At 52.2% G+C, this 25,397-nt stretch carries 23 protein-coding genes, 2 pseudogenes and 1 other annotated feature; of the genes and pseudogenes, 12 read left to right on the top strand and 13 right to left on the bottom strand.

All coding sequences use genetic code 11. The features are described 5' to 3' along the window. The first annotated feature begins 349 nt into the window (after nt 1-349). The 7 genes and pseudogenes from VRC33_RS12400 to oppF all read left to right on the top strand — a co-directional run bounded on the left by VRC33_RS12400 (nt 350) and on the right by oppF (nt 8,992). Nucleotides 350-997, top strand: a complete 648-nt coding sequence (locus VRC33_RS12400; protein WP_338556242.1) for a YchE family NAAT transporter — start codon at nt 350-352, stop codon at nt 995-997. A 702-nt stretch (nt 998-1,699) separates the two neighbouring features. Continuing rightward, nucleotides 1,700-3,256, top strand: coding sequence for an ABC transporter substrate-binding protein (locus VRC33_RS12395; protein ID WP_338577003.1), 1,557 nt, complete (start codon nt 1,700-1,702; stop codon nt 3,254-3,256). A gap of 155 nt (nt 3,257-3,411) precedes the next feature. Then, the gene (oppA, locus tag VRC33_RS12390) at nt 3,412-5,043 is read left to right on the top strand and encodes an oligopeptide ABC transporter substrate-binding protein OppA (protein ID WP_338556238.1); all 1,632 of its coding nucleotides are present in this window, start codon (nt 3,412-3,414) and stop codon (nt 5,041-5,043) included. Between the two features lie 84 nt (nt 5,044-5,127). Then, nucleotides 5,128-6,048 (top strand): oligopeptide ABC transporter permease OppB, encoded by a 921-nt coding sequence (gene oppB, locus VRC33_RS12385; protein WP_338556236.1) that lies wholly within the window; start codon nt 5,128-5,130, stop codon nt 6,046-6,048. A 14-nt stretch (nt 6,049-6,062) separates the two neighbouring features. Next, on the top strand, nt 6,063-6,971 hold the full coding sequence (oppC, locus tag VRC33_RS12380; protein ID WP_338556234.1) for an oligopeptide ABC transporter permease OppC: 909 nt from the start codon (nt 6,063-6,065) through the stop codon (nt 6,969-6,971). Nucleotides 6,972-6,982: 11 nt separating this feature from the next. Beyond that, a pseudogene (locus VRC33_RS12375) lies at nt 6,983-7,994 on the top strand (ABC transporter ATP-binding protein). Next, complete coding sequence (oppF, locus tag VRC33_RS12370; protein ID WP_338556231.1) at nt 7,991-8,992, top strand: murein tripeptide/oligopeptide ABC transporter ATP binding protein OppF; 1,002 nt, start codon at nt 7,991-7,993, stop codon at nt 8,990-8,992. Before VRC33_RS12375 ends, oppF begins: the two are co-directional and overlap by 4 nt. 51 nt (nt 8,993-9,043) lie before the next feature. Here oppF and VRC33_RS12365 read toward each other — a convergent pair whose 3' ends face one another. Together VRC33_RS12365 and cls are read right to left on the bottom strand one after the other, a co-directional pair. Next, nucleotides 9,044-9,367 carry an HI1450 family dsDNA-mimic protein gene (locus tag VRC33_RS12365; protein WP_338556229.1) on the bottom strand — a complete coding sequence of 108 codons (324 nt, stop codon included), beginning with the start codon at nt 9,365-9,367 and terminating at the stop codon, nt 9,044-9,046. Nucleotides 9,368-9,414: 47 nt separating this feature from the next. Further along, nucleotides 9,415-10,875 carry a cardiolipin synthase gene (gene cls / locus VRC33_RS12360; RefSeq protein WP_338556227.1) on the bottom strand — a complete coding sequence of 487 codons (1,461 nt, stop codon included), beginning with the start codon at nt 10,873-10,875 and terminating at the stop codon, nt 9,415-9,417. A gap of 154 nt (nt 10,876-11,029) precedes the next feature. Here cls and VRC33_RS12355 point away from each other — a divergent pair, with 154 nt between their 5' ends. Further along, a complete protein-coding gene (locus VRC33_RS12355) occupies nt 11,030-11,203 on the top strand; it encodes a YciY family protein (RefSeq protein ID WP_338556225.1) in 174 nt (57 codons plus the stop codon). A 71-nt stretch (nt 11,204-11,274) separates the two neighbouring features. On the opposite strand, the gene VRC33_RS12350 is transcribed toward VRC33_RS12355, so the two are convergent. Beyond that, on the bottom strand, nt 11,275-11,571 hold the full coding sequence (locus VRC33_RS12350; protein WP_338556223.1) for a YciI family protein: 297 nt from the start codon (nt 11,569-11,571) through the stop codon (nt 11,275-11,277). 204 nt (nt 11,572-11,775) lie between these two features. Between VRC33_RS12350 and tonB the strand changes: the two genes are divergently transcribed. Then, nucleotides 11,776-12,516, top strand: coding sequence for a TonB system transport protein TonB (gene tonB / locus VRC33_RS12345; protein WP_338556221.1), 741 nt, complete (start codon nt 11,776-11,778; stop codon nt 12,514-12,516). Between the two features lie 100 nt (nt 12,517-12,616). On the opposite strand, the gene yciA is transcribed toward tonB, so the two are convergent. The 3 genes from yciA to VRC33_RS12330 all read right to left on the bottom strand — a co-directional run bounded on the left by yciA (nt 12,617) and on the right by VRC33_RS12330 (nt 14,453). Beyond that, a complete protein-coding gene (yciA, locus tag VRC33_RS12340; RefSeq protein ID WP_338556219.1) occupies nt 12,617-13,048 on the bottom strand; it encodes an acyl-CoA thioester hydrolase YciA in 432 nt (143 codons plus the stop codon). Nucleotides 13,049-13,102: 54 nt separating this feature from the next. Next, nucleotides 13,103-13,639, bottom strand: a complete 537-nt coding sequence (locus VRC33_RS12335) for a septation protein A (protein ID WP_338556217.1) — start codon at nt 13,637-13,639, stop codon at nt 13,103-13,105. A 76-nt stretch (nt 13,640-13,715) separates the two neighbouring features. Continuing rightward, nucleotides 13,716-14,453 carry a YciC family protein gene (locus VRC33_RS12330; RefSeq protein ID WP_338556215.1) on the bottom strand — a complete coding sequence of 246 codons (738 nt, stop codon included), beginning with the start codon at nt 14,451-14,453 and terminating at the stop codon, nt 13,716-13,718. Between the two features lie 346 nt (nt 14,454-14,799). Here VRC33_RS12330 and ompW point away from each other — a divergent pair, with 346 nt between their 5' ends. Then, nucleotides 14,800-15,432, top strand: a complete 633-nt coding sequence (ompW, locus tag VRC33_RS12325) for an outer membrane protein OmpW (protein ID WP_338556213.1) — start codon at nt 14,800-14,802, stop codon at nt 15,430-15,432. Between the two features lie 56 nt (nt 15,433-15,488). Here ompW and VRC33_RS12320 read toward each other — a convergent pair whose 3' ends face one another. The 6 genes and pseudogenes from VRC33_RS12320 to VRC33_RS12295 all read right to left on the bottom strand — a co-directional run bounded on the left by VRC33_RS12320 (nt 15,489) and on the right by VRC33_RS12295 (nt 22,522). Further along, entirely contained in the window at nt 15,489-15,803 is a 315-nt protein-coding gene (locus tag VRC33_RS12320) for a BON domain-containing protein (protein WP_338556211.1), read from the bottom strand. A gap of 156 nt (nt 15,804-15,959) precedes the next feature. Further along, a complete protein-coding gene (gene trpA / locus VRC33_RS12315; protein ID WP_338556209.1) occupies nt 15,960-16,766 on the bottom strand; it encodes a tryptophan synthase subunit alpha in 807 nt (268 codons plus the stop codon). After that, nucleotides 16,766-17,956, bottom strand: a complete 1,191-nt coding sequence (gene trpB / locus VRC33_RS12310; RefSeq protein ID WP_338556207.1) for a tryptophan synthase subunit beta — start codon at nt 17,954-17,956, stop codon at nt 16,766-16,768. The genes trpA and trpB overlap by 1 nt, the downstream gene beginning before the upstream one ends. Before the next feature lie 47 nt (nt 17,957-18,003). Beyond that, entirely contained in the window at nt 18,004-19,365 is a 1,362-nt protein-coding gene (trpCF, locus tag VRC33_RS12305) for a bifunctional indole-3-glycerol-phosphate synthase TrpC/phosphoribosylanthranilate isomerase TrpF (protein ID WP_338556205.1), read from the bottom strand. Between the two features lie 2 nt (nt 19,366-19,367). Then, nucleotides 19,368-20,960: pseudogene (gene trpD / locus VRC33_RS12300) on the bottom strand (bifunctional anthranilate synthase glutamate amidotransferase component TrpG/anthranilate phosphoribosyltransferase TrpD). Next, complete coding sequence (locus tag VRC33_RS12295; protein WP_338556203.1) at nt 20,960-22,522, bottom strand: anthranilate synthase component 1; 1,563 nt, start codon at nt 22,520-22,522, stop codon at nt 20,960-20,962. Before VRC33_RS12295 ends, trpD begins: the two are co-directional and overlap by 1 nt. A gap of 24 nt (nt 22,523-22,546) precedes the next feature. After that, nucleotides 22,547-22,646 (bottom strand) — a sequence feature (Trp leader region). A gap of 122 nt (nt 22,647-22,768) precedes the next feature. Between VRC33_RS12295 and VRC33_RS12290 the strand changes: the two genes are divergently transcribed. Continuing rightward, on the top strand, nt 22,769-23,680 hold the full coding sequence (locus VRC33_RS12290; protein WP_338556201.1) for a PHP domain-containing protein: 912 nt from the start codon (nt 22,769-22,771) through the stop codon (nt 23,678-23,680). Between the two features lie 33 nt (nt 23,681-23,713). Continuing rightward, a complete protein-coding gene (locus VRC33_RS12285) occupies nt 23,714-24,334 on the top strand; it encodes an L-threonylcarbamoyladenylate synthase (protein WP_338564434.1) in 621 nt (206 codons plus the stop codon). Nucleotides 24,335-24,431: 97 nt separating this feature from the next. Here the strand turns inward: VRC33_RS12285 and VRC33_RS12280 are convergent, their stop codons facing one another. Further along, entirely contained in the window at nt 24,432-25,058 is a 627-nt protein-coding gene (locus VRC33_RS12280) for a serine protease (RefSeq protein WP_338556199.1), read from the bottom strand. Nucleotides 25,059-25,397: the final 339 nt, after the last annotated feature.

Genomic DNA, 25,397 nt, shown 5'->3' with positions numbered 1-25,397 from the left:
AGAGTCTTGGCATCACACTGAGGGTAGGTGAAGCAGGGACTTATCAGCGCCTTTCAATGCCACAAAGCTTACTCATTAAGAGGTAACTCAATTTTGATCTGGATCATCTTATAACCAAGCTGACACCTTTCAGCTCTGGTGTTCAGGCAGAGAGTGATTTATGCCTGAAAATAATTTCCGGCAAAGGAAGTCTGGCAGGGCTTATCTCCCTGAAGCAGGCTAATAACCAGTTTTTATCACTGCATTTTGCCCTTAAATACAGGCGAAAATACACCCTTGCTGTGATAGCAACGCCGCCTGTTTTCCATTACATTAGCCGCCATAAATTTGGCCCGCTCAGGAGCACAGTGTGAATCCGGCACTTTTAGATCTATCCGGCTATATCAAATTCTTTGTCGGGCTTTTTGCCCTGGTCAATCCGGTAGGGATCATTCCGGTATTTATCAGCATGACCAGCTATCAGGTGCCGGCAGCCCGTAATAAAACCAATATGACAGCCAACCTGTCAGTCGCCATTATTTTATGGACTTCCCTGTTTCTTGGTGACGCGATTCTGCATATTTTTGGCATCTCAATTGATTCTTTCCGCATAGCTGGCGGCATACTGGTTGTGACTATCGCTATGTCGATGATCAGTGGCAAGCTGGGTGAAGACAAGCAGAACAAGCAGGAAAAATCAGAAACGGCTATTCGCGAAAGCATTGGTGTGGTGCCGCTGGCACTGCCTTTAATGGCAGGCCCTGGTGCTATCAGTTCCACCATCGTCTGGAGCACCCGTTATCACAGTTGGTTGAATCTGCTGGGATTCAGCCTGGCTATCGCGCTGTTCGCCTTCTGCTGCTGGCTACTGTTTCGCGCCGCTCCTCTGATGGTCAGATTACTGGGACAGACAGGGATTAACGTAATAACCCGTATCATGGGACTGCTTCTTATGGCCTTAGGCATTGAATTTGTCGTTACCGGTCTGAAGGCCCTTTTTCCGGGGCTGGTGAACTAAATTTTCTCCACTGTAAATAAGTCAAAAAGGCGCATAATCTGCGCTTTTTTTTCGACTGCAACAAAATGAAGCACCAATATAGTGCAAAACAGCCTGTTGGCCGGTTATTTTGGTGCAATTATTCATTTAGCTTAACGCCGCTTCGCTGTTATTAATGTAATTACTGCAAATCCCCGCAAACAACCCGCCTCAGTAAACTTTTACGTTAATTGTTAATATTTTCACACCATTAATCACTAAATGACCGGGCTCAGTTTAGTTTCATCCTCTGGTTTGGTGGAATTTTATGGGATTTTACGTTGAAAGTAAGGGTTTGCAGGGTAAATCGTTTACTTTAAACACAAAATTGACGGTAAAATTGTTTATTTAATGAGCTTCTATCTACGAAAAGCCATTAATATCAATAAGTTATCTATTAATTCGGCAAATTAAATAACATTGCTACACAACATTTTGTTGTGATAAAAGAGAATTAGTTAACATTTCTAAGATTTTGCTTTGGCTTAAAAACTACCCATCTGATAGTTTCCGGAAGATCGGTGTGAAACTGGCACCAGATGTGCAAATGAATACTTCATTTTCCGGTTCAGCCGCAGATTCACGAACACAGGTTACTAACGCTTAATGAAATGTCTTCCAGTTCCTGGCCAGTTGTTATCTCAGCTTATCGCGTTAAGCTTTGGCGTTTTTGCCGGCGGCGTTATGGCGGCCACAATGCCAGCTAACGTAGTCCTGGCACCTCAGCAAACTATGGTGATCAACAATGGTGGGGAAGTTTCTTCACTGGATCCGCAGAAAATTGAAGGTGTTCCGGAAAGCAATATTATTCTGAATTTGCTGGAGGGGCTGACCACTACGGACAATAACGGCCATGTTGTGCCTGGCGTGGCGGAGAGCTGGAAGAGCGAACAGGGTAAAATCTGGATATTCACCCTGCGTGCAGATGCAAAATGGAGTAATGGCGAGCCGGTTACCGCAGCCGATTTCGTTTACAGCTGGCAGCGACTGGTGGATCCACGAACTGCTTCGCCTTATGCGAGTTATCTGCAATATGCTCATATCGACAATATAGACGCCATTCTTGCAGGGAAAAAGTCCCCGGATTTGCTCGGCATCAAAGCGTTAGACGCCCATCACCTTCAGGTGACTCTGAGCGAGCCCGTTCCCTATTTCATCGCCCTGACGGCCCATACTTCACTGAAGCCCGTCAACCGTAACGCGGTGGAGCAATGGGGTGAGCAGTGGACCCAGCCTGGTCATTACGTTAGCAATGGCGCTTATACGCTCAGCGACTGGGTGATTAACGAAAAAATCGTGGTTAAACGTAACCCTGCATACTGGAATAACCGCCAGACAGTGATTGAAAACGCCACGTTTCTGCCCATTACCTCAGAGTCGAGTGATGTAAACCGCTACCGCAGCGGTGAAATTGATATGACCAACAGTGCTTTGCCACCGGAGCTTTTTCCTGTGCTGAAAAAAACGCTGGGGAAACAGGTACATATCAGTCCTTTGCTGTGTACGTTTTATTATGAACTCAATAACAAGCGTCCTCCGTTTAACGATCCCCGCGTTCGTACAGCGGTCAAGCTGACGCTGGACCGCAATATCATCACCGATAAAGTCATGGGCCAGGGGCAGATACCGGCGGGTGGATTTACTCCGCCGTTTATTGAGGGTGCCGACCTTTCTCAGCCTGAATGGATGCGTCTGACTCAGCAGCAACGCAACGAGCAGGCAAGAAAACTGCTGGCTGAAGCGGGATATGGCTCAGATAAGCCGCTGACTTTCAGGCTGCTGTATAACACTTCTGATGTGAATAAAAAGCAGGCAATTGCCGCGGCCTCGATGTGGAGTAAAAATCTTGGGGCTAAAGTCGCGCTGGATAATCAGGAGTGGAAAACCATGCTTGATACCCGTCATCAGGGTAATTATGACGTGGCGCGGGCGACCTGGTGTTCAGATTACAACGAACCGTCCACCTTCCTGAACGCCATGCTCAGCAACTCTTCCAGTAATACCGCTTTTTACAAAAGCGAAAAATTCGATGCGCTGATGGCAAAGTCACTTCTCGTTTCCGATAAAGAGCGCGCGGCTGTCTATCAACAGGCAGAACAGCAACTGGATCAGGATTCAGCCATTGTGCCGGTTTATTACCGTGTAAGCGCCCGTCTGGTAAAACCCTGGGTAGGGGGCTTTACAGGCAAAGATCCGCAGGATCTCACGGACCTCAAGTATTTCTACATCATTAAACATTGAGACCGGGTGATAAGTTTTATCCGGTTTCAGGCAGTAACCGGCAAGGGTAATTCCTCCCACGCGTCATCGTTCCGGCGCGGCGGGCAGAACCTCTGATAACTGAGGCTCTGAAAATTTCAGACCGCATTGATAAAAATAACTGGAGTAGGTAACTCATGACCAACATCACGAAGAAAAGCCTGATTGCTCTTGGCATCATGACTGCGCTGGCAGGAAATGTGGCCATGGCCGCTCAGGTGCCGGCAGGCGTTGAACTGGCAGGAAAGCAGGAACTGGTGAAAGGCAACGGAGATGAAGTCCAGTCTCTGGATCCCCATAAAATTGAAGGCGTACCGGAATCTAACGTCAGCCGCGATCTGCTGGAAGGGCTGGTAATCAGTGATACTCAGGGGCATCCAATTCCTGGCGTGGCAGAAAGCTGGGAAAACAAAGACGGTAAAGTCTGGACCTTCCATCTGCGCAAAAATGCCAAGTGGTCTAATGGTGAGCCTGTAACCGCACAGGATTTCGTCTATAGCTGGAAGCGTCTGGCCGATCCTAAAACGGCTTCTCCTTACGCCAGCTATCTGCAATATGGTCATCTTGAAAATATTGATGAGATCATCTCCGGCAAGAAAAACCCGGATACGCTGGGTGTAAAAGCGATCGATGCCAATACGCTGGAAGTGACCCTGAGTGAATCAGTGCCTTACTTCTTTAAATTGCTGATCCACCCGTCAATGTCCCCGGTGTATAAGCCAGCCATTGATAAAGCTGGTGAGAAATGGACGCAGCCAGAAAACTGGGTAGGTAACGGCGCATTTAAACTGCAAACCCACGTCATTAACGAACGTATTGTCCTGGTGCGTAACACCGAATACTGGGATAACGCGGACACCAAACTGGATAAGGTCACCTTCCTGCCGATTTCTTCCGAAGTCAGCGACGTTAACCGTTACTTCAGTAACGACGGTAGCGACATGACGTACAACAACATGCCGATCGAGCTGTTTAAGAAACTGCAGCGTGATAACCCAAAAGAGTTACATGTTGATCCTTATCTCTGTACTTACTATTACGAAATCAACAACCAGAAAGCGCCATTTACCGACCCGCGCGTCCGTGCAGCGCTGAAGCTGGGTATCGACCGTGACATCATGGTCAACAAAGTACTGGCTCAGGGACAACTGCCAGCCTACAGCTACACGCCTCCTGCCACAGACGGTGCCGATCTGATCAAACCAGAATGGTTCAGCTGGTCCCAGGACAAACGTAATGCTGAAGCGAAAAAACTGCTGGCCGAAGCCGGGTATACCGCTGACAAGCCGCTGACCTTTGAACTGCTGTACAACACTTCCGACCTGCATAAGAAGCTGGCTATTGCTGCAGCCTCTATCTGGAAGAAGAACCTGGGTGTGAACATCAAGCTGAACAACCAGGAGTGGAAAACCTTCCTGGATACCCGTCATCAGGGTAACTTCGACGTTTCCCGTGCCGCCTGGTGCGCGGATTACAACGAACCTACTTCTTTCCTGAACACCATGTTATCTGGCAGCAGTAACAACACCTCACATTACAAGTCTGCTGACTTCGATAAAGTGATGGCCGACGCGGCGAAAGCCAGTGACGAGAAAGGTCGCAGCGATTTGTACGCGAAAGCCGAGCAGATCCTCGACAAAGACTCCGTGATTGTTCCGGTCTATTATTATGTCAATGCCCGTCTGGTTAAAACCTACGTAGGTGGCTACACCGGCAAAGATGCGCTGGACAACGTGTACGACAAAAATCTGTATATTATCAAACACTAATGGCAACAATCAGGGAGGAGGGCGACCTTCTCCCTGCGTGTCTATTTTAAGCAGTGCTGAGGCACAAGCCAGCAGGTACGGGCAATGTTAAAATTTATTTTTCGTCGTTTTCTGGAAGCGATTCCGACGTTACTTATCCTGATTACTATCTCCTTCTTTATGATGCGTCTGGCACCGGGGAGTCCTTTTACCGGTGAACGCACGCTGTCGCCTGAAGTAATGGCCAATATTGAAGCCAAGTACCACCTGAACGATCCCATGTGGAAACAGTACACCAACTACCTGGTGCAGCTGGCGCATGGCGATTTCGGGCCATCGTTTAAATATAAAGATTATTCGGTCAACTATCTGGTCGGCCATGCTTTCCCGGTTTCTGCAAAACTGGGACTGGCGGCGTTTCTCCTTGCGGTTGTGCTGGGCGTGTTTGCCGGCGTCATTGCCGCTCTGAGGCAAAATACGAAATGGGACTTTGTGGTCATGGGGGTGGCGATGACCGGGGTGGTGATCCCCAGCTTCGTGGTAGCGCCTTTGCTGGTCCTGATCTTCGCCATTACTCTGAAATGGCTGCCCGGCGGCGGCTGGAACGGCGGGGAGGCGAAATACATGATCCTGCCTATGGTCGCGCTCTCTCTGGCTTATATTGCCAGCATTGCGCGTATTACCAGGGGCTCAATGATTGAGATCCTCCACTCCAATTTCATCCGCACCGCGCGCGCTAAGGGGCTGCCGATGCACCGCATCGTGCTGCGCCATGCGCTGAAACCGGCCATGCTGCCAGTGTTGTCCTACCTGGGCCCGGCTTTTGTGGGCATCATCACCGGATCTATGGTGATTGAAACCATTTACGGGTTGCCGGGCATTGGTCAGCTGTTTGTGAATGGCGCATTGAACCGCGACTACTCGCTGGTGCTGAGCCTGACGATCCTGGTGGGTGTGCTGACCATTTTGTTTAATGCGATTGTTGATGTGCTCTATGCCGTTATCGATCCGAAAATTCGTTATTAATCCCGGAGCTCGCCATGATGTTGCGTAAAAAAAATAGCGAAGCTCTCGAAGCCTTCAGCGAAAAGCTGGAGGTCGAAGGCCGCAGTCTGTGGCAGGACGCCCGCCGTCGCTTTATCCATAACCGTGCGGCGTTAGCCAGCCTTATTGTGCTACTGCTGATTGCACTGTTTGTGATCTTTGCGCCGATGCTGGCGCCGTTTACCTACGATGATACCGACTGGGGCATGATGTCTGCCGCACCGGATATGATCTCAAAACACTACTTCGGCACCGATTCGTCAGGACGAGACCTGATGGTGCGCGTGGCTATCGGTGGACGTATCTCTCTGATGGTCGGCATTGCATCCGCGCTGGTGGCTGTGCTGGTCGGGACACTCTACGGATCGCTGGCAGGCTATCTGGGTGGAAAAACCGATTCGGTAATGATGCGCCTGCTGGAGATCCTTAACTCCTTCCCGTTTATGTTCTTCGTAATCCTGCTGGTGACCTTTTTTGGCCGCAATATTCTGCTGATATTTGTCGCTATAGGCCTGGTTTCCTGGCTGGATATGGCGCGTATCGTTCGCGGTCAGACGCTGAGCCTGAAACGCAAAGAGTTTATTGAAGCGGCACATGTCGGCGGCGTCTCCACCTACAGTATTGTGCTGCGCCATATCGTGCCTAACGTGCTGGGTGTGGTGGTGGTCTATGCCTCATTGCTGGTGCCCAGCATGATCCTGTTTGAATCCTTCCTGAGCTTCCTGGGGTTGGGCACGCAGGAGCCCTTAAGCAGTTGGGGCGCGTTGCTTAGCGACGGGGCGAACTCGATGGAAGTTTCACCCTGGCTGTTAATGTTCCCGGCTGGCTTCCTGGTCGTGACGCTGTTTTGTTTCAACTTTATCGGCGATGGCCTGCGTGATGCCCTCGACCCGAAAGATCGTTAAGGAGTTTCCCGATGAGCGTAATCGACATGCAGCCAGCAATGGCAAAAAAGCGGGAACTGACCTTCTGCTCGACGTGAAGGATCTTCGCGTGACCTTTGGCACGCCTGACGGTGACGTTACGGCAGTTAACGATCTGAACTTCAGCCTGCGGGCGGGCGAAACCCTGGGCATCGTAGGCGAATCCGGTTCCGGCAAGTCTCAGACGGCGTTTGCCCTGATGGGGCTGCTGGCCAGTAACGGGCGCATTGGCGGTTCAGCCTTGTTTAACGGCAAAGAGATCCTTAACCTGCCGGAAAAACAGCTGAACCACCTGCGTGCAGAACAGATTTCAATGATCTTCCAGGACCCTATGACCTCCCTGAATCCCTACATGAAAGTGGGGGAGCAGCTGATGGAAGTGCTCAAGCTGCATAAGGGGATGAGTAGCGCTCAGGCTTTTGAAGAGTCTGTGCATATGCTGGATGCGGTAAAGATGCCGGAAGCGCGGAAGCGCATGAAAATGTTCCCGCATGAATTTTCTGGCGGAATGCGCCAGCGCGTGATGATCGCTATGGCGCTGCTCTGCCGGCCAAAACTGCTGATTGCAGATGAACCTACTACTGCGCTGGACGTGACGGTGCAGGCACAGATTATGACGCTGCTGAACGATCTTAAGCGGGAGTTCAATACGGCGATTGTGATGATCACCCACGATCTGGGCGTGGTGGCCGGGATCTGCGACCGCGTACTGGTGATGTATGCCGGGCGCACCATGGAATATGGCTCGGCCCGCGATGTGTTTTATCAGCCTACGCACCCGTACTCCATAGGCCTGTTGAATGCCGTACCGCGTCTGGATGCCGAAGGGGAATCGCTGACCACCATTGCTGGCAATCCGCCGAATCTGCTGCGGCTGCCTGCGGGTTGTCCGTTCCAGCCTCGTTGTCAGTACGCAATGCCGATCTGTTCCACAGCCCCCCGCTGGAACCTTTTGGTGAAGGGCGCCTGCGTGCCTGCTTTAAACCCGTGGAGGAGCTGGTATGAGTGCGCTAGCTGAAAAGAAAGTCCTGCTCGAGATTGCCGATCTGAAGGTCCACTTTGATATCAAAGATGGCCGGCAGTGGTTCTGGCAGCCGCCTAAAACGCTGAAGGCGGTTGATGGTGTCAGCCTGCGTCTCTATGAAGGGGAAACTCTGGGGGTGGTAGGTGAGTCCGGCTGTGGTAAATCCACGCTGGCCCGCGCCATCATCGGGCTGGTAAAAGCAACCGAAGGGCGTGTAGCCTGGCTGGGACGTGACCTGCTCGGGCAGAGCGAAGAGGAGTGGCGCAAGGCACGCAGCGATATCCAGATGATTTTTCAGGATCCCCTGGCCTCGCTGAATCCCCGTATGACCATCGGCGATATTATTGCCGAGCCGCTTCGCACTTATCATCCAAAGATGGCCCGTCAGGAGGTCAAAGAGCGGGTGAAAACGATGATGATGAAGGTGGGTCTGTTGCCCAACCTGATCAACCGTTATCCGCACGAATTCTCAGGCGGTCAGTGTCAGCGTATCGGCATAGCCCGCGCCCTGATTCTGGAACCCAAACTGATCATCTGTGATGAACCTGTTTCGGCGCTGGATGTTTCCATTCAGGCTCAGGTGGTCAATCTGCTGCAAAAGCTGCAGCGTGAGATGGGCCTGTCGCTGATCTTCATTGCCCATGACCTGGCGGTAGTGAAACACATCTCCGACCGGGTACTGGTGATGTATCTGGGCCATGCGGTGGAGCTGGGAACCTACAGTGAGGTATACCAGAATCCGCAGCATCCTTATACGCGAGCGCTGATGTCAGCAGTGCCCATTCCCGATCCGGATCTGGAAAAAAATAAGGTCATTCAGCTGCTGGAAGGGGAATTGCCGTCACCCATTAATCCGCCATCAGGCTGTGTGTTCCGTACACGCTGCCCGATTGCCGGACCAGAGTGTGCGAAAACCCGGCCGCTGCTTGAGGGCAGTTTCCATCATGCAGTCTCCTGCCTGAAGGTTGATCCGTTGTAACAAAAAAAGGCCGGGCATTGATTCAATGCCCGGCCTCCCGGCAGAGTGGTGTTATTCACGCCACAGGATATGACAGAGCTTGTGATCTTTCTCGCGGCACAACAGGACGCGGGCAAAGACATCATTGATTGGCTCACCATCAGCCTCGCCCAGACCAATCACCACTTCTGCGAAGAAGTCCGGATTCAGATCGTAGTCTACATGTTCAGACCAGTCATCAGACGGATCGAACAGCTCTGCGCCGCCGCGTTCTTCAAACTGCAGATTGAACAGAATGATATCGGCTGGATCAAGATTATCGGCCGCCAGCTCAAGAAAAATATCGTAAGCCTGTTCAAGAGTTTCATCTTCGGTAAGGCGGTTATTCAAATCCATAACATTTCCCATAATGCCCCTGCGGGCGCTGTGCAATTTCGCTCGTTTTACAGCAACGGACTGAAGAAGTAAAACAGTCGTTCAACAATCCGCTGCCACCAGGCACGTCTTGACCAGCGTTGACCATCAACCAGCCGGGAACGGGCTATATAATCATCCTGAACGCGCGCCAGGTCGCTGCCAAAACCATCATCATCAATCACCAGGGTAATCTCGAAATTCAGCCACAGGCTGCGCATATCCAGATTCACGGTGCCCACCATGCTAAGTTGACCATCTACCAGCACGCTTTTGGTGTGCAGCAGGCCATCTTCAAACTGATAGATCTTTACGCCGGCCGACAGGAGTTCTGCAAAGAAAGCCCGACTGGCCCAGCCAACCAGCAGCGAATCATTGTGGCGGGGCACGATAATGCTGACATCCACGCCACGCAGAGCGGCAGTACAGATGGCATGCAACAGATCGTCACTTGGCACGAAATAGGGTGTGGTCATGATCAGCTGTTCCCGTGCGGCATAAACAGCGGTCAGCAGCGCCTGATGGATCAAATCTTCCGGAAAACCGGGGCCGGAAGCGATGACCTGGATGGTATGGCCACTTTCCTGCTCAAAGGGCATCACGTTGCCGTCAGGCGGGGGCGGCAAAATACGTTTGCCGGTTTCAATTTCCCAGTCGCAGGAGTAGATAATGCCCATGGTTGTCGCCACCGGGCCTTCCATCCTCGCCATTAAATCAATCCACTGACCTACGCCCGCATCCTGTTTGAAATAGCGGGGATCAACCAGGTTCATACTGCCGGTGTAGGCAATATAATTATCAATCAGCACGACTTTACGGTGCTGCCGGAGATCCATACGCCGCAGAAAAACACGCCACAGGCTGACTTTCAGCGACTCCACCACGTCGATACCGGCATTGCGCATCATCGCGGCCCAGGGACTACGGAAAAATTGTACGCTCCCGGCCGAATCCAGCATCAGGCGGCAGTGCACGCCGCGTCTGGCCGCCGCCATCAGTGATTCGGCCACTTCGTCGGCCAGGCCACCGGGCTGCCAGATGTAGAACACCATCTCAATATTGTGTCGGGCCAGCTGGATATCCCGCACCAGCGCCTGGAGTGTGTCATCAGTGGAGGTCAGAAGCTGAAGCTGATTGCCTTTTACGCCTGCCACGCCCTGACGGTTTTCACAAAGCTGAAACAGCGAACGGGCCACATCACTGTTTTCATGTGCAAAAATCTGATGACAGGACTTCAGATCGTTAAGCCAGCGGGCAGTGGAGGGCCACATAGTGCGGGCGCGTTCGGCGCGACGCTTGCCCAGATGTAGCTCACCAAACGAGAGATAAGCAATGATGCCTACCAGCGGCAGAATATAAATAACCAGCAGCCAGGCCATGGCAGAAGGCACGGCACGACGTTTCATCAGAATACGCAGCGTTACGCTGGCTATCAGCAGCCAGTAGCCAAATACCAGCAGCCAGCTGAGTACGGTATAAAAAGTCGTCATGGAAGTGGAAATCCTGTTCACGCCTGAATGGAGGGAGTTTACGTGTTGAAGAGAACTCGCGAAACCTTTTCATTTTTAAAGTCATCGGACCTTGCCCCAGTAAAGAAAGGGATATACTGCGCCGCGAGTTTTTCAAGCGTAGACAGAGGGTAAGATGAGACGGAGTAGAAATGAAGTTGCACGCTGGCGTATGTCGCGTCAGGTCCAGCGTCGTCGGGCGCGCTGGCTGGAAGGACAGTCACGCAGGTATGGCCGGATGCATGCCATTCGTCACTCACTGAGTCAGCAGCAACGGCGTTCTATTTTGTTTATCACCCAGGTCCCTTGAGGCCGCACGTCCCGGATAACACGCGCCCATGATGGCATAATGCCAGACAGGGGCGCGTTTTCTTCAGGCTGTCAGAACACCCGTTTGAAAGGTTTTACGGCTACCTGCTTATAAACGCCTGCCGCTATATAGGGGTCGTCCTGTGCCCAGGACTGAGCCGCTTCCAGTGAAGAGAACTCGGCCACAATGGTGGAACCACTGAAGCCTGCTTTACCAGGGTCATTACTGTCGACAGCGGGCATTGGGCCGGCCAAAATCAGCCGACCTTCATCCTGCAGCAGTTGCAGACGCGCAAGGTGAGCAGGGCGTACGGCGGTACGCTTTTCCAGAGAATCAGCATTATCTTCCGCGTAAATTACGTAAAGCACGTTTACAACTCCTGTCAGGTCAATTTGTCGTTCATCACGTTAAGTCATCGCTCAGTAATCTGCAAATGAAACCTGGCTGAGGCTTGATAACAGTCAGTGCAAACCACTTTTCTCAGGAAATCGGCGCTCCGGGATTGAGATGTTATTGAAACTGATTGCTATTTGCATTTAAACTTGCCCCTTCACACTTACAGCAGAAAGATTATGACGACGCTTGCAGAAAATTCTTTACCTCGCCGTGTTTCGCTGCCGATGCTGTTCTCACTGGGACTGCATGCCGTAGTGATTGGAGGGATCCTCTATGCCTCTTTTCATCAGGTTGTTGAAGTGCCTAAAGCGTCTCAACCCATTAGTGTTTCTATGGTTGCTCCTGAAGTGCAGCCAGAACCCGCACCTCAGCCTGTTCCGGAACCTGTGGTTGAACCTGAACCCGAGCCCGAGCCAGAACCAGAACCCGCTCCAGAGCCCCCTAAGCCGGAACCCGTGCCGATCCCTAAACCCGTGCCGAAACCTAAGCCTAAGCCAGTGAAGAAAGAAGTGGTCAAGCCGAAGAAAGAGATCAAGCCACGTACCGAACCGAAACAGGCTTCTCCTTTTAACAACGAAAAGACGGCCACGGCACCTAAGCCTTCTACCGCGCCCAAAACCTCACCAGCGCCATCAACGGCTGTGTCGACCGGGCCTAAAGCGCTGAGCGTGGGCAAACCTGCCTATCCGGCTCGTGCTTATGCATTGCGTATGGAAGGGCGTGTGCGCGTCCAGTTTGACGTAAGCAGTTCGGGAGAAGTTGATAACATACGCATTCTTTCTGCAGAGCCGCGCAATATGTTCGAAAGGGAAGTTAAGCAGGCGATGAAGAAATGGCGCTATGAAGCCAATAAGCCGGGCAAAGATGTGACAATGAATATCGTCTTCAAGATCAATGGCGGTTCAAGCATCGAATAGTGCGTGAGGAAGGCGGCCTGAGGCTCAGGTATCTGGCCTCAGGCCTGTCATCATGGGTCGGGAATCAACCGCAACCCATGATAATCAGCTTCAACTTAAGTTAAGACTTTTCATCGTAACGGAAGTGGCTTTTGCCTTCTGGCAGAGGGCGGGGTTTGCCTTCACCGTCTACCGCAACATAGATAAATACCGCTTCAGTGGTGCAGTAACGCTGACCGATTGGCTCAGAAGAGACTTTCTTGATCCACACCTCAATATTGATAGTGATGGAGCTGGTGCCGCTGCGAATACAGCGGGCGTGGCAACTCACTACATCACCCACGGCTACCGGCTTAAGAAAAGTCATCCCATCTGCGCGAACGGTCACCACCCGGCCACCGGCAATCTCTTTGGCAAGGATCGCGCCACCCATATCCATTTGCGACATCAGCCAGCCACCGAAGATATCGCCATTGGCATTGGTATCCGCAGGCATAGCCAGCGTACGCAGCACCATCTCGCCCTGCGGCACTCTGTTGTTGTCGTCTGTCATTGTCATGCTTCTCAGTAAAAAAGGGGGAAGGCCCGGACGAGTGCCGGGCGAATTTTATTTTTCTTCTTGCGGCATCAGTCGGTAAATATAGAGACCGCTGATGACGGTAAACAGCAGGGTGAGGCCAGTCAGTCCAAACACTTTAAAATTAACCCAAAATTCCTGAGATAACCAAAACGCGACGTAAATATTTGCCAGACCACAGGCGAGGAAGAATACCGCCCAGGCGATGTTGAGTTTTTTCCAGGCAAAAGCGGGCAGGGTCAGCTCTTTGCCCAGCATGGTCTGGATTAACGGTTGCTTCATCCAGAACTGGCTGAACACCAGCGCAACAGCGAAGAGGGTGTAAATGACCGTCACCTTCCACTTAATGAATTCATCGTTATGGAAAACCAGCGTCAGGGTGCCAAACACCGCAACCAGCACAAAAGTGATGATGGTCATTTTTTCCAGCTTACGATAAAGCAGCCAGCTGGCAACTAAAGCCAGAGCGGTCGCCACAATCAGCGCGCCTGAAGCGACAAAAATATCGTACAGCTTGTAGAAGACAAAAAAGACCACAAGAGGAAGGAAATCGAGTAACTGCTTCATAGAGGCGTCCAAATAGCAGGCTGATGCAAAAAATTACGTGGCGCCTGCGAACCCCAACGGGGCACGCAGACGGGGATTAACGTAACAGCATATACAGGCGATACAGATAAATAATCAGGATGGCTGAGACCAGATTGCTCAGTGCATTCAACACCACTGAGGCGACGTTGGCAGGCAACACGGTCACAGAGGTTGCCAGCAGCAGAACCAGGATTTTAGCCAGTAACCAGACAGCCACGGCCGGAGCGACGACTTTCATCTGACTCCAGACCAGGCGGATACTGGTGCGCATGGCGGCAACAACACCGACCTTTTCAGTAGCCTGAATCACCGGCGCCAGCGCCAGCAACACCGTGAGCACCACGCCAGGCACAACCAGTACCATAAAGCCGAGTTGAATCACCAGCGTCATGATAAACACCAGCAGCAGCAAACGTGGCAGGAAAGGCGCAGACTGGCCGATTGCGCGCAGGGCGCTGACACGCTGACCGGCAGAAACCATCGGGATCAGGCTCAGCATTCCACCCAGCAGCAGGGTATTGCCTACCAGTGAGGCAAAGGTTCCGGCGGCGGAAGCCCTGAGCAGCACGCGTTGTTGATCGGGTGACATGTTCTGCACCATTTCAAACAGGCTCATTCCGGCCCCGCTGTCACCCTCAGTAAGGATCGACAACTGGTCTGCGTCTGGCGTTAAAGCATGGCCTATCAGTACGGTGATGAATGAGGTAAGCAGCGCCAACAGGATAATGGTAACCAGTTGATGGCGGAAAAAATTCCCCGTGTCACGGTATAGCGAACCCGCCGTGAATGACATGTACACTCCTTTTTTAAACCCTTAATTGCGATCCGGCAATTGTACATGGTCTGCGGGCAACCTGGCACCCTGACTTACATAACTTTCAATTAAAGAAGGGATTAGTCGCTTATTTAATCAGGAAGGCGGTATTTGCAGTTGAAAGAAAATCTCTGGCCGCCCGGGATTATTCCGGCACGTGAGGAAACTACTCAACCCCTGAAAATTGATCTGAATCAAATCTATGTTTTTTAATGGGTTAGAAAGAATTGATCCGGGTGATCTTTGCAGGAATTAAGGTAAAACTGTCGCCAATAAAAACAACGACTGCGCAATTGCGCACACCTTAATTTGCAAAGGAGTGGATATGAAAGTGAAAGCATTGGTGCTTGCCGTGGCAACTTTACTGCCGGTGGTGGCATCTGCACATCAGGCTGGCGATTTCTTTATGCGTGCAGGTTCCGCCACCGTACGTCCAACCGGTGGCTCTGACAATGTTCTGGGACTCGGCGAGTTTGACGTCAGCAACAACACGCAGTTGGGCCTGACCTTTACCTATATGGCAACGGACAATGTCGGGATTGAATTATTAGGGGCCACGCCATTCCGCCACAAAGTGGGTTTAGCGGCAACCGGTACTTTGGCGACGGTTCACCAGTTGCCTCCGACGCTGATGGCGCAGTGGTATTTTATGGGTAACAGCAGTCAGTGGCAGCCTTATGCGGGTATTGGCGTGAATTACACCATGTTTTACGACAGCGATTTTAACCAGGCAGGGCGGGACGCCGGTTTAAGTAACCTCAGCGTGAAAAATTCCTGGGGTGTTGCAGGGCAAGTGGGTCTGGATTACCAGCTGACGCCCGACTGGATGCTGAATGCTTCCCTGTGGTACATGGATATCAAAACCAAAGTCGGCTTTGACTCCGCAGCCGGCCATCAGAGTATTGATACCCATATTAATCCGTTCGTATTCTTCTTCGGCGCGGGCTATCGCTTCTGAGTTCGGGCTGAAAAAAAAGGCGCTGAATCAGCGCCTTTCCTCGTTATGCAGCACAATTACTTGATTTGCATATTGTTCGTAACGGAGGTAACACCTTTCACGCCACGGGTGATTTGCACCGCACGGTTAGCTGACTGCGGGCTGGTGACAAAACCACTCAGCTGAACGCGGCCTTTGAAAGTCTCAACGTTAATCTCAGTGGATTTCAGTGATTCGTCTTTCAGTAATTCCGTTTTCACTTTAGTGGTGACAACAGTGTCGTCAATATAGCCACCGGTTCCTTCTTTCGTCGGCGTTGGCGCACAGGCGCTGACTGTGATCGCGACTACAGCCGCAACAAGCATACCCGTCAGGACTTTAAATAACTTCATTCTATTCTCCCTGTCATTAATCAGTTGGCATAAGCCGTGTGTACAGATCACTCTGTATCAGAAGCTTAGCCACAGGCGGGAAATTTTCCAGAAAAGGGTGTAATAAAGAGTGAAAAAATAATGCCTTACCCAGGCGGGAAAGGCATTTAAGCCAAATTAACGCGTCGCCGCTTTCAGCTTGCTGACAAAGGCTTTGAGTTCAGCCAGCATCACCGGCGGATTTGCGTGGTTTTGCTCGATGATTTTGACAACAGCTGACCCGGAAATGGCTCCGGCAGCACCGGCTTTCAGTGCTTCTTTTACCTGTTCAGGTTCAGAAATCCCAAATCCCTGTACCGGCGGTGCAGCGTGATACTCGCGCAGTTTCTCCACCAGATGCAGCAGAGAGTGGCTGACGCCACGATTTTCCGCGCCGGTTACGCCAGCGCGGGAGACCAGATAGGTATAACCCCGGCCATGTGAGGCAATCTCACGTAATAAATCGTCATCCGCATTAGGCGGGCAGATAAAGATCGGCGCAACGTTGTGACGAAGTGCGGACTGACGGAAAGGGGCGGACTCTTCAACGGGTACGTCAGCAACCAGTACCGAATCGACACCCGCTTCCTGACAGCGTGCATAAAAGTTATCGATGCCGTTGGAGAAGACCAGGTTTGCATACATCAGCAAGCCAATTGGAATTTCCGGGTGCTTCTGACGCACGGCTTTGATAATTTCAAAACATTGTGACGGTGTCACTCCTGCTGCGAAAGCACGCAGGGCGGCGTTCTGAATGGTAGGGCCATCTGCAAGTGGATCAGAGAAGGGGATCCCCAGCTCAAGAGCATCGGCTCCACCTTCAATCAGCGCATCGATGATTTGCAGGGAAAGCTCTGGTGTTGGATCGCCCAGCGTCACGAAAGGAACGAAAGCCCCTTCTTTTGCGGCATCAAGACGTTTAAAAAGCTGGTCATAACGCTCCATTAAATTTCTCCCTTAGCTGTCAGGATATCGTGAACGGTGAAAATATCTTTATCACCGCGCCCGGAAAGGTTGACCACCAGAAGCTGCTCTTTTTCCGGAGCCTCGTGCATCATTTTCAACGCATGGGCCAGCGCGTGTGAAGATTCCAGCGCCGGAATAATCCCTTCGCTACGGCACAATATTTTAAAGGCTTCAAGCGCTTCATCATCGGTAACAGAAACGTATTCAGCGCGACCGATGCTGTTCAGATAAGCATGCTGCGGCCCTACTGAAGGGAAGTCCAGACCGGCTGAAATAGAATAAGACTCTTCAATCTGTCCATCTTCAGTCTGCATCATTGGCGATTTCATGCCGAAGTAGATCCCTACACGGCCGTGCTTCAGCGGCGCGCCATGCTCGCCGGTTTCAATACCGTGGCCCGCTGGCTCTACGCCGATCAGGCCCACCGACTCATCATCAATGAAATCAGCAAACATGCCGATGGCGTTAGAACCGCCACCCACGCAGGCCAGAACGGCATCCGGCAAACGTCCTTCTCTTTCGAGGATTTGCGCTTTGGTCTCTTCCCCAATCATGCGCTGGAATTCACGCACGATAGTCGGGAAAGGATGGGGGCCAGCAGCCGTACCCAGCATATAGTGCGCGGTATCATAGCTACCTGACCAGTCGCGCAGGGCTTCGTTACAGGCATCTTTCAGCGTGGCAGAACCACTGTGGACCGGGATCACTTCCGCGCCCATCAGACGCATTCTGAACACGTTAGGTGACTGGCGTTCAATATCTTTCGCGCCCATATAAATGCGGCATTTCAGGCCCAGCAGGGCGCTGGCCAGAGCCGAAGCCACGCCATGCTGACCTGCGCCAGTCTCAGCGATAATTTCGGTTTTGCCCATGCGCTTAGCCAGCAAAGCCTGACCCAGCACCTGGTTGGTTTTATGCGCGCCGCCGTGCAGCAGATCTTCGCGCTTCAGATAAAGACGTGTTTTGGTGCCTGCCGTGAGGTTTTTACACAGCGTCAGCGCCGTTGGCCGGCCTGCATAGTTTTTTAACAGGTCAGTGAATTCGGCCTGAAATTCTGGATCGCGCTGGGCACTGACAAAGGCTTCTTCCAGCTGGCGCAGCGCAGGCATCAGGATTTGTGGCACATACATGCCACCAAACTCGCCGAAATAGGGATTTAATAAGGTCATGTCGATTCTCTTTTCGCAATCCGGGGCTGCCGAAGCCGCCCCCACGGTCAGTACGCCTTCAGAGTGTTAAACACTGAGGCAATCTTCGAAGCATCTTTAATTCCGGGTTCACTTTCAACGCCGGAGTTGAAATCCAGGCCAGCACAGCCAAGTTGCGCCGCGGCCACACAGTTATCTGCGCCCAGTCCACCGGCCAACAGCACGTTATCCAGCGCCTGTCCGTCGAGCAGTGACCAGTCAAAACGGCTGCCGCTGCCACCCTTGCCGTTGTCAAACACATAGCGATCTACATGCTGCCAGTCCCGGGTCGGCAAAGCTTCTTTGATGCTGAAAGCTTTCCAGATTTGTACCGCTTCAGGCAGTTCCGCGCGCAGCGCAGAGACAAAAGCCTGATCTTCATCACCATGTAGCTGCACAGCGCGGAGGGATAACTCACCGACATTAGTGACAATGTCACTAATGCTGTTATTACGGAACACGCCGACGTATTTCAGCGGAGCACCGGACATTACCTGTCGGGCTTTCTCAATATCTATTTTGCGGGGTGAACCTTCAGCGAAAATCAGGCCGCCATAAATGGCTCCGGCCTCATGTGCGCTGCGGGCATCTTCAGCACGGGTCAGCCCGCACACTTTGTTATCTCCCAGAATGACCCGGCGAACTGCGGCGGACAAATCGTCCTCTGACATTAATGCTGAGCCAATCAGGAAGCCGTTAGCAAAATGACTGAGTTCACGTACCTGAGAATAACGATTGATACCGGATTCGCTGATCACCGTAACGCCGTGGGCCACTTTAGGGGCCAGACGACGCGTGCGATCCAGGTCGATCGATAAATCGCGCAGGTCCCGGTTATTAATCCCAATGACTTTTGCCCCTAAAGCGGTGGCACGCTCCAGCTCTTCATCGCTGATCACTTCGGTCAGTACGCCCATATTCAGGCTGTGAGCCACCGCGGCCAGTTGACGATATTGTTCATCGTTCAGGACTGAAAGCATCAGCAGAATCGCATCGGCCTGATAGAAACGCGCCAGGTAAACCTGATACGGGTCAATCATGAAGTCTTTACACAACACCGGCTGAGTAATGGCTGCGCTGACAACAGGCAGGAAATCAAAGCTTCCCTGAAAATATTTTTCGTCAGTCAGCACCGAGATTGCTGAAGCGTAATGCTTATAGATGCCGGCAATGGTGGCTGGATCAAAATCTTCGCGGATCAGCCCTTTTGACGGTGAGGCTTTTTTACATTCGAGGATAAAGACGGTCCTGGCACCCTGTAGCGCATCGTAAAAGCCACGGGTGGACGGTTTAATCTCTTTCTCAAAGGAGGAGAGCGGCTGCTGCTGCTGACGTTCTGCCAGCCAGACGGCCTTATCCTGCACAATTTTGTTCAGTACGGTTTCCTGCATGATTATCCTCTTGCTGCCAGGGCGACAACGCGCTCGTAAGCCTGACCACTGCGAATGGTACGCAACGCGAATTCAGCGTTTTTACGTAAATCTTCCTGTCCAAAAATCTTCAACAGCAGGGCGACGTTGGCGGCCACCGCTTCTTCGTGGGCGAGTTCGCCTTTACCCTGGAGCAATCGCGTCAGAATGTCACGGTTTTCTTCCGGCGTCCCGCCTGCCAGCGCTTCCTGCGGATGAGCGCTGAGACCGAAGTCCTCTGGCGTAAGCTGGTAGCTGGTGATCTCGCCTTCGCGCAGCTCCGCAACGTGCGTGGCGCTGTGCAGAGCCACTTCATCCATGCCGCCGCCATGAACCACGGCTGCACGCTGGTAGCCTAACACTTTCAGCGTCTGGGCGATGGGCAGCACCAGTTCAGGGCTGTAGACGCCAATCACCGCCAGCGGCGGGCGGGCTGGGTTGATCAGCGGGCCAAGTACGTTAAACAACGTTCTGGTTTTAAGCTGCTGACGCACTGGCATCGCATGACGAAAACCGGTGTGATATTGCGGGGCAAACAGGAAGCAAACGTTGAGTTCATCCAGCGCCTGACGGGCCTGTTCAGCCGGCAGGTCCAGGCTAATCCCAAAGGCGGCCAGCAGATCGGAAGAACCGGACTTGCTTGAAACGCTACGGTTACCGTGTTTTGCCACTTTCAGCCCGCAGGCTGCCGCTACAAAGGCGCTGGCGGTGGAAATATTGATGCTGTTACTGCCGTCGCCGCCGGTACCGACAATATCAGCAAAGGCATAGTCGGGGCGCGGGAAAGGTTTGGCATCTTCCAGCAGCGCGGTAGCTGCTCCGGCGATCTCTTCCGGGCGTTCGCCGCGTACTTTCATGGCAATCAGGGCAGCAGCCAGCTGAGTCGGCTCAAGCTGACCGGTGATGATGGCGGAAAAGAGCTGGTGGCTCTCGGCCTGCGTCAGCGTTTTCGCCTGATAAAGCTTTTCCAGAATAGCGTTCATCGAAGTCTCCATGTTTTATGCCAGCGCCCAGGCCAGGGTTTGTTCGAGCAGGGTTGCGCCCTGAGTCGTCAGAATGGATTCCGGATGGAACTGGAATCCACAAACCCGATCCTTATCGTGGCGCACTGCCATCACCATGCCATTAAAGGTGGCGTTCACCGTCAATTCTTCGGGCACGTTACTGCCTACCAGTGAGTGATAGCGGGCTACCGGAAGGGGATTCGTCAGACCCTCAAACATGCCATGATCATCATGGCTAATGGCCGAGGCCTTACCGTGAAGAATTTCTCCCGCCTGGCCTACGTGTCCACCGTAAGCTTCCACAATCGCCTGATGTCCCAGGCAGATACCGATGATGGGCAAATGTCCGCGCAGGCGGCTCAGAAGCTCAGGCATACAGCCTGCTTCAGCAGGTGCGCCCGGACCAGGTGACAACATCAGCACCGGATCCTGCATCGACTGTAAACGCTCGATCAGCGTCTCAGCCGGTACGCTGTTACGGTAAATCACCACGTTATGACCAAAGGCACGTAACTGGTCGACGAGGTTGTAAGTAAAGGAGTCAATATTGTCGAGCAGCAGAATATCGGCCATCAGAAAATCTCCTTGCAGTGATGAGCGGTAGCGATGGCACGTAGCACGGCACGGGCTTTATTGCGGCTTTCATCGGCTTCTGCCTGAGGAACAGAGTCCAGCACCACACCGGCACCGGCCTGAACCGTGGCCACGCCGTCTTCAACATAAGCCGAACGAATAACGATGCAGGTATCAAGGTCGCCGCTGGCAGTGAAGTAACCTACTGCGCCACCGTAGCTGCCACGACGCGTGCCTTCTGCGCGGGCAATCAGCTGCATTGCACGGACTTTAGGGGCACCACTCAGGGTGCCCATATTCATACAGGCGCTATAGGCGTGCAGCACGTCCAGATCTTTGCGCAGGGTTCCCACCACGCGGGAGACCAGGTGCATCACAAAGGAGTAACGGTCCACTTTAGTCAGGTCTGCCACGTAGCGGCTGCCTGGTTCACAAATTCGTGCCAGATCGTTACGGGCCAGGTCAACCAGCATCAGATGTTCGGCCAGCTCCTTATGGTCAGTACGCATTTCCAGCTCAATACGGCTGTCCAGATCGCGGTCCAGTGAGCCATCCGCGTGACGACCACGAGGACGTGTTCCGGCTATCGGATAGATTTCAATCTGGCGGCTGGTGGCATCATATTTCAGCGAGCTTTCTGGTGAAGCGCCGAACAGGCTGAAATCCTGATCCTGCATAAAGAACATATAAGGGCTTGGGTTGCTGTTCTTCAGCGTGTCATAGGCCGCCAGCGGTGAGGGGCAGGGCAGCGAGAACCGGCGGGAAGGCACTACCTGGAAAATTTCGCCAATGCGGATAGCTTCCTGCATCTGGCGAACCACGGCGCAATACTCTTCATCACTCTGGTTAACGCTGAGGGCCATCTTCTCAACCGGCTGCACGGGAAGCGGCTGCGCTGGTTGCAGCATCTGCGCGTGTAACTGCTCTATGCGGCTTTGCAGACGCAGAAACTCCGAGGAGGCTGGCGTAAACAGGCTGGCCTGCAGGCGTGCAGTCTGGCTCTGATGATCGATAACCAGTAGCGTCTCGGCCAGATAAAAGCAGTAATCAGGGCAGCGCTGTTGGTTATCCAGTTCTGGCAGATCCTCAAAACCGGCCACAAGGTCATAAGCAAACAGACCGCCAAGCAGCACGGCCTCACGCTCGTCTTCCGGACTGTTTACCAGCTGTGGGATCAGCCGCAGGGCATCGAAGACCGAGGTCGCTTTCAGCCGTGAATCCTCATCCTGGACCTGGGTATTTTCCGGGAAAGTCAGTTCACGGCCATCCGGGCGCAGGGTACTGATGACTGATTCAGGCAGTGCCGCATCAAGCAGTGGGAGAATTGCGCGGCCATTTTCGGACAGCGCCTGCACGGTAACACTATTACCCAGCGCTTTGATGCGCAGGGCGCTGTCTACGATCAGCAGGCTTTTCAGATTGCGTTTGCTGTCGATGTCGGCAGATTCCAGCAGCAGTGTCGCCGGGCGGGCGCCGCACAATTGATGGAACACGGCGGCCGGATCCTCGCGGTAGGGTGCGCTGCCGGTGATTAACTTCACTCCAGGTTTGGCATTTTGCATGAAATCAGTTCTCTGAATTTTGCTAAAAAAAAGCCCGCTTTCGGCGGGCCTGGGTATCTGCACAACGTCTGGTTGCGTGCATGACTCCTTCGCCCATTCAGGGTGAAGTGCGCCACCAACCAGTCATCATCGTATGTGTCATAGTCATGATTCCGATACCCTTGCATGTGAACTTGCGTACTAGTTAACGGGTTCATGGCAAAAAAGTCAATACTCTTTTTCCCCGCGTCGGGAATTCTGGTTATCATGCTGCGACATTTATCCGCCAATGACGGAGCAGTTTTGACAGATCCAACCCCGCTGAACCCTTATCCCATCTACGATTTGCACAGCCACACCCGCGCGTCGGATGGCCTTCTCACGCCGGAAGAGCTGGTACTGCGTGCCGTAGAGCATCGTGTTGGTGTGCTGGCTATTACCGATCACGACAGCATTGGCGGTATTCAGGCTGCCCGCGAGGCGATAGCAAAGCATCAGCTACCGCTGAAGCTGATGGCCGGGGTGGAGGTTTCCACACTGTGGGAAAATCATGAAATTCATATTGTCGGGCTGGGAGTGGATGAAAAACATCCGGTGCTGACTGCATTTTTGCAGGAACAAAGCGACCGCCGTATGGACAGGGCCAGGTTGATAGCCGAACGGCTGGAAAAAGCCCATATCCCGGATGCTCTTGCGGGTGCGCTTGCGCTGGCAGAAGGCGGAGCTATTACCCGCGGACACTTTGCCCGGTTTCTGATCGCTCAGGGCAAGGCTGACAATATGGCCCAGGTATTCAAAAATTATCTGGCCAGAGGCAAAACAGGCTACGCTCCGCCACAGTGGTGTACAATTAAACAAGCTGTTGATGCTATTCATCATTCTGGTGGCCGTACGGTGCTGGCCCATCCTGGTCGTTACGGCCTGTCAGCTAAATGGCTGAAACGTCTGATAGCGTATTTCAGTGAGCAGGGCGGTGATGCAATGGAAGTGGCGCAGTGTCAGCAGGCGCCCAACGAACGCACTCAACTGGCACGCTATGCTCAGGATTATCAGCTGGCCGCTTCACAAGGGTCTGATTTCCATCAACCCTGCCCGTGGATCGAGCTGGGAAAAAAATTATGGCTTCCGGGAGGCGTAGAGGCGGTATGGCTACGCTTTCCTGAAATTGCACCCGCGTGATCTGCTGCGGGTGCGGCAGATAAGAGGTTTTTTATGAGTCAATTTTTCTATATTCACCCGGAAAACCCGCAGCCAAGGCTGATCAAACAGGCTGTGGAACTGCTTAACAAGGGAAGTGTCATTGTCTACCCTACGGATTCTGGGTACGCGCTGGGCTGTAAGCTGGAAGATAAAAATGCGATGGAGCGTATCTGCAGGATCAGAAAGCTGGATGGAAATCATAATTTCACGCTGGTCTGCCGCGATCTCTCTGAGCTGTCAACCTATGCACATGTGGACAACACGGCGTTTCGGTTAATCAAAAACAACACGCCCGGTAACTACACTTTTATCCTGAAAGCGACCAAAGAAGTGCCACGCCGGTTGATGAACGACAAGCGGAAAACGATTGGACTCAGGGTGCCTTCAAACCCAATCGCCCTGGCTCTGCTGGAGGCGCTGAATGAACCTATGATGTCTACTTCACTGATGTTGCCAGGCAATGACTTTACAGAATCCGATCCTGAGGCAATTCAGGACAGCCTGGGCAAAACGGTTGATTTGATCATTCATGGAGGCTATCTGGGGCAGCAGCCTACGACGGTAATCGATCTCACCGATAACTCACCTGAAGTCGTGCGTGAGGGCGTTGGCGATATTCAGCCCTTCTTATAATAATTAGCGGCCCGCCAGGCGTATTATCACTGGCGGGCTAATAAATAATAAGAGGCATTTACCTTAATTTTTTGTAGGGCGACGCAGTTTATTTGCGTTATGTCGTTGATTTAAGCAGCCACTCCTGGAAATCTTTATAAGGAATATACAGGGAAACATTCTTAAGCGGCACTGTTGTATTCTTGTGGCGTTTAATCTCTTTGGTATAACCAACAATTACCCCACCGATAGTGTCATCGTGATTATAAACTGCGCCACCGGACATGCCTTTCACCACGCCTGCATTTGAAACCATAGCGACGCAGGGGCGTTTATTCCACTCATTGCGGATGCCTGTCAGCGCAAGATTAACACCTGAGGACTCAACAGGCATGGCAGTAATAAAACTGTAACCATACATTTTGACCGTCTCACCTATATCACCGCTACGAAATTTTGGCAGACTTTTGAGTTCGTTTTTATGGTAGATAATCGCGAGGTCGCAGTAGGGGTGATACGCTTTGACTCGCTGCACAGAAAGTTTAGCAACGTGCGCTGCTGTCAGGCTGTATTCGGGCGTGATTGGGATGCTGGTGCCCAGCGCTCCGACGCCAAGAATGGTAGGGATGCCGGTAAAATTCATATCGACACGGTTCATGGCTTCGCTGCTGTACTGGTATTTTCCCACAGAGCAGCCGGTTAGCAATAGCAGAGCTAATGCCGGGATCGTCATTATTTTTTTCATGATCGCTACACTTTGTCGGACACGTCAGTAAATCCCTGGTGAAGATTGATGACGTGTAAGGCCGATGCTGACACAGGTCAGCGTATATTGTTGACGAGTCTGGCCCGTCTTTTTTAGTAATGATTTAAAAGTGCTTCAGATGATTATTTTTTTGTACTTAAACTAAATTATAATATTTATTATTAAATCTTATTTTTCTGGCCATTTATGACCTGGGTGAATTCTACACAAACTTATTAGCGGAGCAAATATAATAAATGCCTTCAGGGATAAAAACAGTGAAGATCCAGAATTAACTCAATCTGCTATTTGAAAGGCCTGAATATTTGCCGTTAAGTT

Source organism: Erwinia sp. E_sp_B01_1, from assembly GCF_036865545.1.
Taxonomy (GTDB): Bacteria; Pseudomonadota; Gammaproteobacteria; order Enterobacterales; family Enterobacteriaceae; genus Erwinia.
This window is presented reverse-complemented; position numbering and strand designations above follow the sequence as displayed.

What these genes read in the sequence shown, in the direction of transcription:
- cls (WP_338556227.1), bottom strand. Translation starts at nt 10,875, where the DNA reads ATGACGACTTTTTATACCGTACTCAGCTGGCTGCTGGTATTTGGCTAC.
- ompW (WP_338556213.1), top strand. Translation starts at nt 14,800, where the DNA reads ATGAAAGTGAAAGCATTGGTGCTTGCCGTGGCAACTTTACTGCCGGTG.
- tonB (WP_338556221.1), top strand. Translation starts at nt 11,776, where the DNA reads ATGACGACGCTTGCAGAAAATTCTTTACCTCGCCGTGTTTCGCTGCCG.
- VRC33_RS12355 (WP_338556225.1), top strand. Translation starts at nt 11,030, where the DNA reads ATGAGACGGAGTAGAAATGAAGTTGCACGCTGGCGTATGTCGCGTCAG.
- VRC33_RS12320 (WP_338556211.1), bottom strand. Translation starts at nt 15,803, where the DNA reads ATGAAGTTATTTAAAGTCCTGACGGGTATGCTTGTTGCGGCTGTAGTC.
- VRC33_RS12365 (WP_338556229.1), bottom strand. Translation starts at nt 9,367, where the DNA reads ATGGATTTGAATAACCGCCTTACCGAAGATGAAACTCTTGAACAGGCT.
- VRC33_RS12280 (WP_338556199.1), bottom strand. Translation starts at nt 25,058, where the DNA reads ATGAAAAAAATAATGACGATCCCGGCATTAGCTCTGCTATTGCTAACC.
- VRC33_RS12395 (WP_338577003.1), top strand. Translation starts at nt 1,700, where the DNA reads ATGGCGGCCACAATGCCAGCTAACGTAGTCCTGGCACCTCAGCAAACT.
- oppB (WP_338556236.1), top strand. Translation starts at nt 5,128, where the DNA reads ATGTTAAAATTTATTTTTCGTCGTTTTCTGGAAGCGATTCCGACGTTA.
- VRC33_RS12290 (WP_338556201.1), top strand. Translation starts at nt 22,769, where the DNA reads ATGCTGCGACATTTATCCGCCAATGACGGAGCAGTTTTGACAGATCCA.
- oppA (WP_338556238.1), top strand. Translation starts at nt 3,412, where the DNA reads ATGACCAACATCACGAAGAAAAGCCTGATTGCTCTTGGCATCATGACT.
- VRC33_RS12285 (WP_338564434.1), top strand. Translation starts at nt 23,714, where the DNA reads ATGAGTCAATTTTTCTATATTCACCCGGAAAACCCGCAGCCAAGGCTG.
- VRC33_RS12330 (WP_338556215.1), bottom strand. Translation starts at nt 14,453, where the DNA reads ATGTCATTCACGGCGGGTTCGCTATACCGTGACACGGGGAATTTTTTC.
- oppF (WP_338556231.1), top strand. Translation starts at nt 7,991, where the DNA reads ATGAGTGCGCTAGCTGAAAAGAAAGTCCTGCTCGAGATTGCCGATCTG.
- VRC33_RS12295 (WP_338556203.1), bottom strand. Translation starts at nt 22,522, where the DNA reads ATGCAAAATGCCAAACCTGGAGTGAAGTTAATCACCGGCAGCGCACCC.
- trpA (WP_338556209.1), bottom strand. Translation starts at nt 16,766, where the DNA reads ATGGAGCGTTATGACCAGCTTTTTAAACGTCTTGATGCCGCAAAAGAA.
- trpCF (WP_338556205.1), bottom strand. Translation starts at nt 19,365, where the DNA reads ATGCAGGAAACCGTACTGAACAAAATTGTGCAGGATAAGGCCGTCTGG.
- oppC (WP_338556234.1), top strand. Translation starts at nt 6,063, where the DNA reads ATGATGTTGCGTAAAAAAAATAGCGAAGCTCTCGAAGCCTTCAGCGAA.
- yciA (WP_338556219.1), bottom strand. Translation starts at nt 13,048, where the DNA reads ATGACAGACGACAACAACAGAGTGCCGCAGGGCGAGATGGTGCTGCGT.
- trpB (WP_338556207.1), bottom strand. Translation starts at nt 17,956, where the DNA reads ATGACCTTATTAAATCCCTATTTCGGCGAGTTTGGTGGCATGTATGTG.
- VRC33_RS12335 (WP_338556217.1), bottom strand. Translation starts at nt 13,639, where the DNA reads ATGAAGCAGTTACTCGATTTCCTTCCTCTTGTGGTCTTTTTTGTCTTC.